The following is a 633-nucleotide window of genomic DNA, read 5'->3' as shown; positions in this document are numbered from 1 at the left end:
TTCGAGCTTTCGCTGGCGAAGTCGACGTCCATGATGCGGCCGGTGGCGGCCTTGCTGTTGGTGCTGATGTTCGACAGGTTGTTGTACACGTGTTCGAGGCGGTTGGCCGAGGCGCCCAGGGACGAACGCACGGTGCCGATCGAGGCGATCGCGGTGGAGAGCTTGTCGATCGTGGTCGAGGCGGTGCCGGCGGCGGTCAGTTCGGTGCCGACCGAGTTCGGGGTGGTGTAGTTGGCGGTCGTGGCGGTCACGTCGGTGACCAGGGTGCCCATGCTGGTGGACATATCGACGGTCATTTTTTCGCTGGTGCTCGAACCGATCTGGAACGTCATGGCCGAAGCGATGGTGCCGCCCACGAGCAGCTTGGCGCCGCCGAAGGAGGTGTTGGTCAGAACGTTGTTCAGTTCGGTGCCGAGGGCGTCGTATTCCGACTGCATCGCGGTCTTGTCGGCGGCGGTCGAGGAGGCATCGGCCGCTTGCGTGGCCAGGTCTTTCATGCGCACCAGCATGTTGCTCACTTCGTCGAGCGCGCCTTCGGCCGTTTGCAGCATCGAGGTCGAATTCTGGGTGTTGCGCATGGCAACGGCCATGCCGCTGGTCTGGGCTTTCAGGCGGGTGGCGATCTGCAGGCCG

General features: G+C 64.1%; 1 protein-coding gene. It reads right to left on the bottom strand.

What is annotated here, in order from left to right:
• Positions 1-633 (bottom strand): flagellin N-terminal helical domain-containing protein (locus tag F0185_RS34120; protein WP_167233128.1); only part of this gene is annotated, 633 nt, incomplete at both ends.

It is taken from the genome of Massilia rubra, from assembly GCF_011682065.1.
GTDB lineage: Bacteria > Pseudomonadota > Gammaproteobacteria > Burkholderiales > Burkholderiaceae_D > Telluria_A > Telluria_A rubra.
Note: the sequence above shows the minus strand (reverse complement) of the source record. Positions and strands in the feature narration are given on the sequence as shown.